The organism is Limnohabitans sp. B9-3 (assembly GCF_002778325.1).
Classification (GTDB): Bacteria; Pseudomonadota; Gammaproteobacteria; order Burkholderiales; family Burkholderiaceae_C; genus Limnohabitans; species Limnohabitans kasalickyi.
On the sequence record NZ_NESI01000010.1, the window covers coordinates 85,218 to 97,106 of the forward strand.

At 56.0% G+C, this 11,889-nt stretch carries 13 protein-coding genes; 10 read left to right on the plus strand and 3 right to left on the minus strand.

What is annotated here, in order from left to right:
• Nucleotides 1-44: 44 nt before the first annotated feature.
• The 4 genes from B9Z42_RS14520 to B9Z42_RS14535 all read left to right on the plus strand — a co-directional run bounded on the left by B9Z42_RS14520 (nt 45) and on the right by B9Z42_RS14535 (nt 3,122).
• Nucleotides 45-1,235: an MFS transporter gene (locus B9Z42_RS14520; protein WP_100134189.1), complete on the plus strand. Its 1,191-nt coding sequence runs from the start codon at nt 45-47 to the stop codon at nt 1,233-1,235.
• A 23-nt stretch (nt 1,236-1,258) separates the two neighbouring features.
• A complete protein-coding gene (gene ssb / locus B9Z42_RS14525; RefSeq protein WP_100134129.1) occupies nt 1,259-1,759 on the plus strand; it encodes a single-stranded DNA-binding protein in 501 nt (166 codons plus the stop codon).
• Nucleotides 1,760-1,858: 99 nt separating this feature from the next.
• Entirely contained in the window at nt 1,859-2,332 is a 474-nt protein-coding gene (locus B9Z42_RS14530) for a J domain-containing protein (RefSeq protein WP_100134130.1), read from the plus strand.
• 10 nt (nt 2,333-2,342) lie between these two features.
• Entirely contained in the window at nt 2,343-3,122 is a 780-nt protein-coding gene (locus B9Z42_RS14535; RefSeq protein WP_143474100.1) for a zf-TFIIB domain-containing protein, read from the plus strand.
• Here the strand turns inward: B9Z42_RS14535 and mnmA are convergent.
• Together mnmA and B9Z42_RS14545 are read right to left on the minus strand one after the other, a co-directional pair.
• A complete protein-coding gene (mnmA, locus tag B9Z42_RS14540; protein WP_100134132.1) occupies nt 3,108-4,223 on the minus strand; it encodes a tRNA 2-thiouridine(34) synthase MnmA in 1,116 nt (371 codons plus the stop codon). The two genes, B9Z42_RS14535 and mnmA, sit on opposite strands and share 15 nt — an antisense overlap.
• 8 nt (nt 4,224-4,231) lie before the next feature.
• A complete protein-coding gene (locus B9Z42_RS14545; protein WP_100134133.1) occupies nt 4,232-4,732 on the minus strand; it encodes an NUDIX hydrolase in 501 nt (166 codons plus the stop codon).
• A gap of 103 nt (nt 4,733-4,835) precedes the next feature.
• Between B9Z42_RS14545 and B9Z42_RS14550 the strand changes: the two genes are divergently transcribed.
• The 5 genes from B9Z42_RS14550 to B9Z42_RS14570 are packed head-to-tail and all read left to right on the plus strand — an operon-like array spanning nt 4,836 to nt 10,193.
• Nucleotides 4,836-5,966, plus strand: a complete 1,131-nt coding sequence (locus B9Z42_RS14550) for a Re/Si-specific NAD(P)(+) transhydrogenase subunit alpha (protein ID WP_100134134.1) — start codon at nt 4,836-4,838, stop codon at nt 5,964-5,966.
• A gap of 18 nt (nt 5,967-5,984) precedes the next feature.
• Nucleotides 5,985-6,308 carry an NAD(P) transhydrogenase subunit alpha gene (locus tag B9Z42_RS14555; protein ID WP_100134135.1) on the plus strand — a complete coding sequence of 108 codons (324 nt, stop codon included), beginning with the start codon at nt 5,985-5,987 and terminating at the stop codon, nt 6,306-6,308.
• Nucleotides 6,305-7,756: an NAD(P)(+) transhydrogenase (Re/Si-specific) subunit beta gene (locus B9Z42_RS14560; RefSeq protein WP_100134136.1), complete on the plus strand. Its 1,452-nt coding sequence runs from the start codon at nt 6,305-6,307 to the stop codon at nt 7,754-7,756. The genes B9Z42_RS14555 and B9Z42_RS14560 overlap by 4 nt, the downstream gene beginning before the upstream one ends.
• Before the next feature lie 2 nt (nt 7,757-7,758).
• Nucleotides 7,759-9,435, plus strand: coding sequence for a long-chain-fatty-acid--CoA ligase (locus tag B9Z42_RS14565; protein ID WP_100134137.1), 1,677 nt, complete (start codon nt 7,759-7,761; stop codon nt 9,433-9,435).
• Nucleotides 9,432-10,193, plus strand: a complete 762-nt coding sequence (locus B9Z42_RS14570) for a 5'-methylthioadenosine/adenosylhomocysteine nucleosidase (protein ID WP_100134138.1) — start codon at nt 9,432-9,434, stop codon at nt 10,191-10,193. The genes B9Z42_RS14565 and B9Z42_RS14570 overlap by 4 nt, the downstream gene beginning before the upstream one ends.
• A 34-nt stretch (nt 10,194-10,227) precedes the next feature.
• Here the strand turns inward: B9Z42_RS14570 and corA are convergent, their stop codons facing one another.
• Complete coding sequence (gene corA, locus B9Z42_RS14575; RefSeq protein WP_100134139.1) at nt 10,228-11,214, minus strand: magnesium/cobalt transporter CorA; 987 nt, start codon at nt 11,212-11,214, stop codon at nt 10,228-10,230.
• A gap of 278 nt (nt 11,215-11,492) precedes the next feature.
• Between corA and hpf the strand changes: the two genes are divergently transcribed.
• The gene (hpf, locus tag B9Z42_RS14580) at nt 11,493-11,822 is read left to right on the plus strand and encodes a ribosome hibernation-promoting factor, HPF/YfiA family (RefSeq protein ID WP_100134140.1); all 330 of its coding nucleotides are present in this window, start codon (nt 11,493-11,495) and stop codon (nt 11,820-11,822) included.
• Nucleotides 11,823-11,889 lie beyond the last annotated feature (67 nt).

Sequence of the window (11,889 nt, forward strand, 5' to 3'; positions counted from 1 at the left end):
CGACCAATTTAAACCCCAACCCCACGCCAGAAGACAGCCCCACCATGACGCCCATGGAGCTGCGATCCAGTTTCACGCTTGCGTCCATTTTCTCGCTCCGGTTGCTCGGTTTGTTCTTGGTGATGCCCGTATTTGCGCTTGAAGCGCGCAAGTACCCAGGCGGGGATGACCCCGCGCTGATTGGCCTAGCCATGGGCATCTACGGTTTGACGCAAGGCCTGTTGCAAATCCCCTTTGGCATGGCGTCAGACCGATTTGGCCGCAAGCGCGTGATCCTGTTTGGCCTGATTGTGTTTGCCTTGGGCAGTTTGTATGCGGGTTGTGCGGACTCGCTCTGGGAGCTTTTGGTGGGACGTGCCTTGCAAGGTGCGGGTGCGGTGTCTGCTGCAGTGACGGCCTTGTTGGCGGATCAAACCCGTGACGTGGTGCGCACCAAAGCGCTGGCACTGGTCAGCGCTGGCATTGGACTCATGTTTGCTCTATCTCTGGTGGTGGCCCCTTTGTTAGTGGCCCACATCGGGTTGGCAGGTTTGTTTTTTCTCACGGCCGTCCTGGCTGTGATGGGTATGGCGGTCGTGGTGTGGGCGGTACCTCCTGCACCTGCCGTCCTCAAAGATGCAGGGCGAGGTGGTTTGCGTCAAGTGCTGTCTAACCCTGCATTGCTGCGTTTGAACATCGGCGTGTTTGTGTTGAACGCCGTGCAACTGGCCATGTGGGTGGTGGTGCCTGCCTTGTTGGTGCAGGCGGGCTGGGTGAAAGACGACCATTGGCAAATTTATTTGCCAGCCGTTTTGGGCTCCTTCGTGGTCATGGGCGGCGTGTTCCCGCTGGAGCGCCGTGGCTATCTGCGTGCTGTCTTTTTAAGCGCGATTGCTTTGTTGGCTTTTGTGCAGTTGGCTTTGTTGTGGGTATCGTCGGGCTCGCCCAGCATCATGTGGTTGGCTTGGTTGCTGTTTGCTTTCTTTTGTGGCTTCAACGTGTTGGAGGCGACGCAACCCAGCATGGTGTCGCGCATCGCACCCGCTTCGTCGCGGGGTGCAGCCATGGGCATCTACAACACCTTGCAGTCCTTGGGCTTTTTTGTGGGTGGCTTGATGGGTGGTCAGTTGGCCAAAAGTTACGGCACGCAAGGCCTGTTTTTAACTTGCGCGGCACTCATGGTGCTGTGGCTGGTGGTAGCTTGGCCCATGGTGGCCCCTCAACGTGCGGCACCGTCCGTAACACCCCATAATTAGCCTATATCTGGAGGAATTTACCCATGGCATCTGTGAACAAAGTCATCCTCGTCGGCAACTGCGGCCGCGACCCCGAAGTGCGCTACTTGCCTAGCGGCCAAGCTGTGGCCAACGTGAGCGTGGCGACATCCAGCAAGCGCAAAGACAAAAACAGCGGTGAGATGATTGAAGACACCCAGTGGCACCGCGTCACCTTCTATGACCGCTTGGCCGAGATTGCTGGTGAATACGTCAAAAAAGGCCGTCCTATTTATGTGGAAGGCCGCTTGAAATACGGTGTTTACACCGACAAAACCACCGGCGTGGAAAAGAACACCGTCGACATCATTGCGACCGAGCTGCAACTCTTGGGCGGCCGTGAAGGCATGGGCGGTCCCAGCGGTGGTGGCGAAGAAGGTGGCGGTGGCTACAGCCGTCCTGCAGCCCCTGCTCGTCAAGCTGCCCCAGCGCCGCAACGTCAAGCACCTGCACCCGCTCCTGCACGCGGTGGGTTTGACGACATGGACGATGACATTCCATTTTGAGGCTTTGAGGATTCGATTGGCACCCCTGCCGACGCGAATGAGAAGCCGGTTGATCTCAGGTCAACCGGCTTTTACGTTATTGGCCTATCCGTGAATTGAATGAAAAATCACTATAAAACATTGGGCCTGCTGCACGACGCAGAAGAGGTGGTGATCAAAGCTGCATACAAGGCCTTGGCGCAAAAGTACCATCCGGATCGGCACCTCTCCAACAAGGTCGAAAACACGGCCAAGATGGCGTTGCTGAATGAGTCTTACGCGGTCATTGGCAACCCTGCGCTGCGCAAAATTTATGACGATTTGCGGGCATCGTTGGTGGCTAAGAAGGCACCTGCGGAAGTCAAACCTGCGCCGGTTAAGTCCAAGGAGACGCAGGAATTGATTGCCAGGCTCGATAAAAATTCACTGGATGAAATCCAGGTCATCGATCTGTTTGAAAAAGCGTTTGACTGCCGAATCCGCATTCACCACGGTTGGATCAACACGTATTCTTTGATCCGCGGGGGGGTCACGCAACCTATTGATTTCGAGACCATCAAATCTGATTTGGTGGCCCATCTCAGCAAGGACTAGGAGACTCGCCATGCCGTATCCGTTTGAGCATCTCCGATCTGACGCGCAGCAGGCGAAACTGTTCCGAGAAAAACTGCCTCAATTGAATGCGGCTATGCCTGAGTTTTTTCGAACCATGGCGATTGCGCAGCACAGCATTGCGCAAAAAAATATGTTTGGGAACCCGCAGGGCATTCGCCAAGATTTGGGGTTTGAGACGGCGCTGCGTTTGGTGCTGATGGCAGGCTTGAACGAGCGCTTGTTCACCATCAATGAAGACACCAAGAGTTTGGTCAATCTCTTGCGTTTGCTGGTGCTCAAGTGGTACTCGTTTGGCAATCAGGTCGATGCGTGTTTGTATTTCGGCCATTACTTTTATGCGTTCCAAAGCCACTCGCAATATGCCGTGAAGTTGCTGATGGAGCAGTCGCGGTTGGTGGCGCCCGAAGCGGACAAAGTGGTGCCGAACAAGGAGGGGCTGGCCTTGATTGGCATGTCGCCTGAGCCGCGTTGGTACAAATCTGTCGATGGGGTGGGCGACAAGCTATCGACGATTTTTTTAGAGATCGCCGACTTGGCCACGGTGGATGCCCAGGTCTCAGGCTTTCAAGTTCATTTTAAAAAGTCGAACCAATACGACTTGAGGGCGCCGCTTTTTATACGCGCGGATGCCATCGAAGTACCGGAAGTCCTGAACGACAAAGTGATTGTGCGTTGCCCGCATTGCGGCCAAAAATGCCGAGGCCATTACTTTCGCCACATTGAGATCACGTGTCCCAAGTGCCAAGGCCATTGGTCACAACGGATGTGACGCGCTGGCAATCACCCCGCCACCCAAACAAACGTCACCGTCATACAGCACAGCCGATTGGCCCGGTGTGACGGCCCATTGAGGATCATCAAAGGCGAGCACCAGCTCGCCTTTTTCGTTGTAGCTCAGTGCACAAGGTGCATCGGTTTGGCGGTAGCGTGTTTTGGCGGCGTAGCGGCCGGGAGCTGGTTGATGCGGCGCACACCAGCTCAGATCGTCCGCATGCAGTGCGCTGTACAGCAACCATGGGTGATCGTGGCCTTGCACTGCGAACAAGGTGTTGGTGGCTAAGTCTTTACGGGCCACAAACCACGGGTGGTGTTCGCCGCCACCACGTTGTGCACCCTTTTCCTTGAGACCGCCAATACCCAAGCCCTGACGTTGCCCCAGTGTGTAAAAACTCAAGCCCACATGGTTGCCGATTTTGCGCCCTCGCTCGTCCTTGATGGGCCCGGGCGCGTTGGCGATGTAGCGGTTTAAGAAGTCGCGGAAAGGGCGCTCGCCAATGAAGCAAATGCCCGTGGAGTCTTTTTTCTTGGCGTTGGGTAGGCCGATCTCGTCGGCGATGCGACGGACTTCGGTTTTGTGCAACTCGCCCACGGGGAACATGGTTTTGGACAGCTGCGCTTGGTTCAAGCGGTGCAAAAAATAACTTTGGTCTTTGCTGGGGTCCAAGCCTTTGAGCAACTGAAATTCCCCGTCCACGTCACGCACGCGCGCGTAATGGCCGGTGGCGATTTTGTCTGCGCCCAAGCGCATGGCGTGATCAAGGAATGCTTTGAACTTGATTTCGGCATTGCACAAAATGTCTGGGTTGGGCGTGCGCCCGTTTTGGTACTCGCGCAAAAACTCGGCGAACACGCGGTCTTTGTACTCGGCGGCGAAGTTGACGTGTTCAATCTCAATGCCGACCACGTCAGCCACGGCGGCGGCGTCGACAAAGTCAATGTTGGAGGAACAAAACTCGGAATCGTCATCGTCTTCCCAGTTTTTCATGAAGATGCCGATGACCTCATAGCCCTGCTGTTTGAGCAGGTAGGCGGTGACCGCCGAGTCCACGCCACCGCTGAGTCCCACCACCACACGTTTGTTCTTTGCCATAGGGGCAATTATCCCTTTGCGGGACGGGTGACGCTGGGGTCGGTGTAGACCATATCTAGGGGAAAGCGTTGGCCATTTTTGTGGTCTTCGATGCAGCGCAGCACCAAGGCGCTGCGCAGTCTGTGTGTGTTGGCGCGCACTTCATCTGCCGTCATCCAGAGGGTGCGAACAATGCCATGGTCCAACTTGGCGCCTGGCACGGGCTCGCCCAAGGTGCCGCAATAGGCGAAGCGTAAATAGGTCACGTCTTCGGCCGCGCGCCCTGCGCGGGCGGGGCGCTCAAGGCGCGACATGTAGATGCCGACCAGCTCGGTGGGGACGAAGGGGTGCGTGGTTTCTTCCAAAGCTTCGCGCGCACAACCTGCCTCTGGGGACTCGCCTGGGTCCAGGTGGCCGGCGGGGTTGTTCAGGCGCAAGCCCTCGGGCGTGTGTTCTTCAATGAGCATGTAGCGTCCGTCGCGTTCAATGATGGCGGCAACGGTGACACTGGGTTTCCAACGTTTGTTCATTTCATTATTATCTTTCGGGTAAGTCCGTCTCAAGATTATGTGAATTCTGGTGTAACCTTTCTGGGGTCTGACAGAGACGAACTTTTCTATTAGGAGCCTTCCCATGCAGATTGGCGTTCCTGCCGAAATATCGGCCGGTGAAACCCGTGTGGCTATCACGCCGGAGACGGCTAAAAAATTAATTGCGCAAGGCCATGCCGTGCGCGTGCAGTCCGGTGCCGGTGTTGCGGCAAGCATCACTGACGACGCTTATGCTGCAGTGGGTGTGGCCATCGTCGATGCCGCTCAGGCTTGGGCGTCAGATTTGGTGCTCAAAGTGCGCGTGCCAGAAGCGGCCGAAGCAGCCAGCATCCGATCTGGCAGCGCTGTGGTGGGGATGTTGGAGCCGTTCAATACGGAGGGCCTACAGCGTCTGGCGACTGCCGGGGCCGTTGGTTTTGCGTTGGAGGCGGCGCCGCGAACCACACGTGCGCAGAGCATGGACGTGTTGTCGAGCCAAGCCAACATCGCAGGCTACAAAGCGGTGATGTTGGGCGCAGACAAATACCAACGTTTTTTCCCCATGTTGATGACCGCAGCGGGCACCGTCAAAGCCGCACGCGTGGTGATTTTGGGCGTGGGTGTGGCGGGTTTGCAAGCGATTGCAACGGCCAAACGCTTAGGCGCGGTGATTGAAGCCACCGACGTGCGTCCCAGCGTGAAAGAGCAAGTGGAGTCGTTGGGCGGTAAGTTCATCGACGTGCCGTTTGAAACGGCCGAAGAAAAAGAAGCGGCGGAAGGTGTGGGTGGTTACGCCCGACCCATGCCACAAAGCTGGTTGGATCGTCAAAAAATTGAAGTCGCCAAGCGCGTGGCGCAGGCCGATGTGGTCATCACCACCGCTTTGATTCCTGGCCGTGCAGCCCCCGTGTTGGTGACGGCAGACATGGTGCAAGCCATGAAGCCGGGCTCAGTGATCATCGACATTGCCGCAGGCAAAGGTGCCGATGGCGTGGGCGGCAATTGCCCGCTGACCGAAGCTGGCAAAACCGTGATCAAGCACGGTGTGACCTTGGTGGGTGAAACCAACTTGCCCGCCTTGGTGGCTGCTGACGCGAGCGCGCTGTATGCCCGCAACGTGCTCGACTTTCTGAAGCTCGTCATCAACAAAGAAGGCGCGCTGCACATCGATCTAGAAGACGACATCGTGGCGGCCTGTTTGGTCACCCGTGATGGCGCCGTGGTTAAAAAGTGATCGCAAGGACCTAAGAACATGGATGCCGTTTCCCCCACCATCATCAACCTCATTATTTTTGTGTTGGCCATCTACGTGGGTTACCACGTGGTGTGGACCGTCACGCCTGCGCTGCACACGCCTTTGATGGCCGTGACCAACGCGATTTCAGCCATTGTCATTGTGGGCGCCATGTTGGCGGCTGCCATGACCGAGACCACGCTGGGTAAAACCATGGGTGTGCTCGCCGTCACGCTGGCCGCCGTCAACGTGTTCGGTGGCTTCATGGTCACGCGCCGCATGTTGGAAATGTTTAAAAAGAAAGACAAGCCTTTTAAGGCAGCTTCAGGAGACAAAGCATGAACTTAGACTTTGTTTCAATGAATTGGGTCACCTTGATGTACTTGGTGGCCAGTGTGTTTTTCATTCAAGCCCTCAAAGGCTTGAGCCATCCCACCACCTCGATACGCGGCAACGTATTCGGCATGGCAGGTATGACGATTGCTGTCATCACCACGGCTGCGCTGATCGTCAAACTGTCGGGTTCTGGCATCGGCATGAGCTGGGTGTTGCTCGGTTTGGTGCTGGGCGGCGGTGCAGGTACCTTGATGGCGCAACGCGTCGAGATGACCAAGATGCCCGAACTCGTGGCCTTCATGCACAGCATGATTGGTTTGGCTGCGGTGTTTATCGCCATTGCCGCGACGGTTGAACCAGCGGCCTTCCAGATCGTGCTCAAAGCCGCAGACGGCACCGTGCCTCCGATTCCCGCAGGTAATCGCTTGGAGCTGTTTTTAGGCGCCGCTATTGGTGCCATTACCTTCAGTGGTTCTGTCATTGCGTTTGGCAAGTTGTCTGGCAAGTACAAATTTCGCTTGTTCCAAGGCGCATCGGTCACATTTGCTGGCCAGCACCAGTTGAATTTGGTGATGGGCTTGGCAACCTTGGGCCTGGGTTTGGTCTACACCGCCACGCAAGACATGAATGCGTTTTACGCCATGTTGGCCCTGTCTTTTGTGTTGGGCGTGCTGATCATCATCCCGATTGGTGGCGCGGACATGCCGGTGGTGGTGTCTATGCTCAACAGCTATTCGGGTTGGGCAGCTGCGGGTATTGGCTTTTCGTTGAACAACAGCATGTTGATCATTGCGGGTTCGTTGGTGGGCAGCTCGGGCGCGATTTTGAGCTACATCATGTGCAAGGCCATGAACCGCTCGTTCTTCAGCGTGATTCTGGGCGGCTTTGGTGGTGAAGCCACCACGGCGGTTGCGGGGGCTCAAGAGCAGCGCCCCGTCAAGAGCGGGAGTGCCGATGACGCAGCTTACATCTTGGGCAACGCGGAGACGGTGATCATTGTGCCGGGTTATGGTTTAGCCGTGGCGCGTGCACAGCACGCCGTGAACGAATTGGCCGAAAAGCTGATGCACAGAGGCATCAACGTGAAGTACGCCATCCATCCCGTAGCGGGGCGCATGCCTGGGCACATGAACGTGTTACTGGCTGAGGCGGAAGTGCCTTATGACCAAGTGTTTGAGATGGAAGACATCAACGGCGAGTTTGCGCAAGCCGATGTGGCGATCATCTTGGGTGCCAACGACGTGGTGAACCCCGCTGCTTTGCAAAAGGGCAGCTCGATTTATGGCATGCCGATTTTGGAAGCCTATAAAGCCAAAACCATCATCGTCAACAAACGCTCGATGGCCGCGGGTTATGCCGGTTTGGACAATGAGTTGTTCTACATGGATAAAACCATGATGGTCTTCGGCGATGCTAAAAAGGTCGTGGAAGACATGATCAAGGCCGTGGAATAAGCATGATGAATCGCCCTTGGCTGAGTGCCTATCCTGACGGTGTGGCTGCTGACGTTGATACGAGCGCCTACACCTCATTGGTGGAGCTGATGCAAGACAGCTTTAAGCGCTACGGCGACAGGCCGGCGTTCAATTTCATGGGGCGCAGCATGTCCTATGCAGAATTGGACCGCTTGAGTCAAGTGTTTGCGGCTTATCTTCAAGGGTTGGGCTTGGTGGCGGGCGACCGCGTCGGCATCATGCTGCCCAATGTCCTGCAGTATCCGATCGCCGTGGCGGCTGTGTTGCGCGCGGGCTTTGTGGTGGTCAACATCAATCCTTTGTACACCGCGCGTGAGTTGGAAATGCAACTCACAAACTCGGGCGCCAAAGCCATTGTGATTCTGGAAAACTTTGCCGCCACGCTGCAGCAGTGCATTACCAAAACGCCGGTCAAACATGTGGTGTTGTGTGCGATGGGTGACCGCTTGGGCGCGCTCAAAGGCTTTGTGGTGAACCAAGTGGTGCGACGCGTCAAAAAGATGGTGCCTCCCTTTGACTTGCCCGATGCGGTGCGTTTCAATGAAGCTCTGTCTTTGGGCGAGCGCAGCACACTGACCTTGCCGGTTATCACTGGCGACGATTTGGCCGTGTTGCAGTACACGGGCGGCACGACCGGTGTGTCAAAAGGCGCCGAGTTGTTGCACCGTAATTTGGTGGCCAACGTGTTGCAGTCCGCGGCTTGGAATAGCCCCGCCCTCAAGCGTGTCCCTGCCGAAGAACAGCTGACCTTTGTCTGCGCTTTGCCGCTCTATCACATCTTTGCGTTCACCATCAACATGATGTTGACCCTGCGCATGGGCGGCTGTTCCATTTTGATTCCCAACCCGCGTGATTTGCCTGCGGTGATCAAGGAGCTGTCCAAGCACCGGTTCCACATGTTTCCTGCGGTCAACACCTTGTTCAATGGCTTGGCCAATCACCCTGACTTTGACAAGGTCGATTGGTCGCATCTGGTGGTGTCTTTGGGGGGCGGAACAGCGGTGCAAGGTGCTGTGGCTAAGCTTTGGCTGGAGAAAACGGGTTGCCCAATTTGCGAAGGTTATGGCTTGTCTGAAACCAGTCCATCGGCCAGTTGCAACCTCGTGACCAGCACGGCGTTTACCGGCAGCATTGGTGTGCCGATTCCCGGTACAGAGATGAAAATCATCGATGACGATGGCCAAGAAGTGGCACCCGGCGTGAGAGGTGAGATTGCCATCCGCGGTCCTCAAGTGATGGCGGGTTATTGGCAGCGGCCGGACGAAACAGCGCGGGTGATGACACCCGATGGTTTCTTTAAGTCTGGTGATGTGGGCGTGATGGACGAACAAGGATTTTTCCGCATCGTGGATCGCAAGAAAGACATGATTTTGGTCAGTGGCTTCAACGTCTACCCGAACGAAGTGGAAGACGTGGTGGCCAGCCTGCCCGGCGTTTTGGAGTGTGCGGTGATCGGCATTCCGGACGAGCGTTCGGGCGAAGCGGTCAAATTGGTGATTGTTAAAAAAGACCCCGCCTTGACCGAGGCGAGCGTGCGTGAACACTGCAAACAAAACCTCACGGGTTACAAACTACCCCGAGTGATTGAGTTTCGTGCCGACTTGCCCAAAACCCCCGTGGGCAAGGTCTTGCGCCGCGAGTTACGCGACCACCCATGAGCCGCTTGGCGTTGATCAGCGCCATGCATGAAGAGCTGGCGGCGGTTTTGGATCGCCTGCCAGACGAGCAAAAAACGGTGGTGGCAGGTCGCGAATTTTGGTTGGGCCATTGGCATGGCCATGAGGTCGTTGCCGTGCTGTCGCGTATTGGCAAAGTGGCCGCTGCCACCACAGCCACAACCCTGATCGAACGATTTGGCGTGACCCGCATGGTCTTCACGGGCGTAGCAGGAGGTTTGGCGCCGCATGTCAACGTGGGCGACGTGGTGGTGGCCCGAGCGTTTGTTCAGCACGACATGGATGCTTCCCCATTGTTCCCGCGTCATGAGGTGCCACTGACGGGGATGACCCACTTTCCCGCGGACGCCGACTTGCGTGATGCCTTGACGGCAGTGGCGCCTTTGGCCTTGGCCGATGTGGTGCAAAGTTTGCCATCCTGCGACTGGCTGGGCTTGTCGCTTGATGCCGCACAGGTCCACCAAGGTTTGGTGGCCAGCGGTGACCGTTTTGTGTCGACCACACTTGAAAGTGCAGAGTTGCACCGTCGTTTACCGCAGGCTTTAGCCGTAGAGATGGAATGCGCCGCCATCGCGCAGGTGTGTCACGACTACGGCGTGCCCTTGGCTGCTGTGCGGACTATTTCAGACCGTGCTGACGACGCTGCGCATGTGGACTTCCCCCGATTCATTCAAACCATTGCTAACCGCTACAGCGTGGCTGTGCTCGACCGCTTGCTGGCGCAACTGCCTGTGGCGTGAGCGGGTATTCGCCAAAGGCGGTGGGCCTATCGCTTTACTTCAACCAGCCGCGTTTACGGAAATACCACATAGGCACCAAGGCGCTGGCCAGCATCAAGGCCAAAGCGAACGGATAGCCCCAGGTTTGGTTGAGCTCGGGCATGTACTGGAAGTTCATGCCGTAAATGCTGGCAATCAATGTGGGGGGGAGCAGCGCGACGCTGGCCACCGAGAAAATCTTGATGATCTTGTTTTGGTTGATGTTGATAAAGCCGACCGTGGCGTCCATCAAAAAGTTGATCTTGTCGAACAGAAATGCGGTGTGGTTGTCCAGCGATTCAATGTCCCGCAGGATCTGGCGCGCTTCTTCAAACTGGTCAGCATTGAGCATGCGCGAGCGCATCATGAAGCTCACGGCGCGTCGGGTGTCCATCACGTTGCGACGGATACGCCCATTCAAATCTTCTTGGCGCGCGATCGCGCCCAAGACATCCCCCGCCAACGCATCGGTCACGTCTTCAGACAGAACCAATTTACCGGCTTTTTCGAGTTGGTCGTAAATGCCTTCTAGGGTGTCAGCGGAGTATTCGGCATCCGCGTCAAAGAGCTTGAGCAGGACTTCTTTGGCGTCTTCGATCAAGCCTGGTGCGCGGCGTGCGCGCATGCGGAGCAGGCGGAACACGGGCACATCTTCGTCGTGGATGGAGAACAGCACACCACGGCTGCGTAAGGCATCGTTGCTTTGGTTCAAGATGAACGCCACGCGCACGGTGCGGGGCTCGTCTTCGTCGGCGATCAAAAAGTCACTGCGGATGTGCAGTTCGCCGTTGTCTTCTTGGTAGAAACGCGCTGATTCTTCGATGTCTTCATCCATCGCATCTTCTGGAATAGACAGGCCGTAGTACTGTTTGATCCAGCGTTTTTCTTCCACTGTTGGGGCTTCTAGATCGACCCAAATCGGTTGAAATTTAGAGAGTTCTTCCAGCGACTCGATCTCTTCTTGGAAGAGTCGGCCATTGGCCAGCGTGAAAATATTGAGCATGGCGTTCCTTGTGCGTGTGGCACCGAAATTCGAAGGAGGTGAAATGCAGCTTTCGAATCCGTGCGGCACGAGGGCCTGATGCGATCCGAAAGCTACCGACTAGGGCAGGTTTCCAAGGAGATATCTCCGCTGTTAAAGAGGCTTGAATTATGGCACTTGACCCGACGGCGATAGGGGTTTACAGCTAGGACTTTTTACGAAATCTTTGAGTGCAAGGCCTTGTATTTTTTCCAAGGCAGGCGCATAGTGAAACTGCCAATTCACACTAGGAGGCTTTTATGAACCTGACGATCAGTGGTCACCATCTTGAAGTTACCCCCGCATTGCGCAGTTATGTCACTGGAAAGTTAGACCGAATCACACGGCATTTTGATCAAGTGGTGGACGTGAAAGTGCTTTTGAGTATTGAAAATCAGACTGAGAAAGATCGTCGTCAAAAGGCCGAATGCAACATTCACGTCAAAGGCAACGACATGTTTGCAGAAAGTGCCCACGAAGACTTGTACGCGGCTGTCGACGAGTTGGTCGACAAGCTCGATCGACAAGTGGTTCGTCACAAAGACAAGCTACAGCAGCATCACCACGAGAGTCCTAAGCGGTTGATGTAGGCCGTTAGCCCACAGAAACCTTCAAAAACCGCCAACTTTGGCGGTTTTTGCGTTTTTAAGTGGGGCT

Excerpts from the sequence above, each read along its gene's own strand:
- B9Z42_RS14555 (WP_100134135.1), top strand. The coding sequence starts at position 5,985 with ATGGATGCCGTTTCCCCCACCATCATCAACCTCATTATTTTTGTGTTG.
- ssb (WP_100134129.1), top strand. The coding sequence starts at position 1,259 with ATGGCATCTGTGAACAAAGTCATCCTCGTCGGCAACTGCGGCCGCGAC.
- B9Z42_RS14550 (WP_100134134.1), top strand. The coding sequence starts at position 4,836 with ATGCAGATTGGCGTTCCTGCCGAAATATCGGCCGGTGAAACCCGTGTG.
- B9Z42_RS14520 (WP_100134189.1), top strand. The coding sequence starts at position 45 with ATGACGCCCATGGAGCTGCGATCCAGTTTCACGCTTGCGTCCATTTTC.
- mnmA (WP_100134132.1), bottom strand. The coding sequence starts at position 4,223 with ATGGCAAAGAACAAACGTGTGGTGGTGGGACTCAGCGGTGGCGTGGAC.
- B9Z42_RS14530 (WP_100134130.1), top strand. The coding sequence starts at position 1,859 with ATGAAAAATCACTATAAAACATTGGGCCTGCTGCACGACGCAGAAGAG.
- B9Z42_RS14560 (WP_100134136.1), top strand. The coding sequence starts at position 6,305 with ATGAACTTAGACTTTGTTTCAATGAATTGGGTCACCTTGATGTACTTG.
- B9Z42_RS14545 (WP_100134133.1), bottom strand. The coding sequence starts at position 4,732 with ATGAACAAACGTTGGAAACCCAGTGTCACCGTTGCCGCCATCATTGAA.
- corA (WP_100134139.1), bottom strand. The coding sequence starts at position 11,214 with ATGCTCAATATTTTCACGCTGGCCAATGGCCGACTCTTCCAAGAAGAG.
- hpf (WP_100134140.1), top strand. The coding sequence starts at position 11,493 with ATGAACCTGACGATCAGTGGTCACCATCTTGAAGTTACCCCCGCATTG.
- B9Z42_RS14535 (WP_143474100.1), top strand. The coding sequence starts at position 2,343 with ATGCCGTATCCGTTTGAGCATCTCCGATCTGACGCGCAGCAGGCGAAA.
- B9Z42_RS14570 (WP_100134138.1), top strand. The coding sequence starts at position 9,432 with ATGAGCCGCTTGGCGTTGATCAGCGCCATGCATGAAGAGCTGGCGGCG.
- B9Z42_RS14565 (WP_100134137.1), top strand. The coding sequence starts at position 7,759 with ATGATGAATCGCCCTTGGCTGAGTGCCTATCCTGACGGTGTGGCTGCT.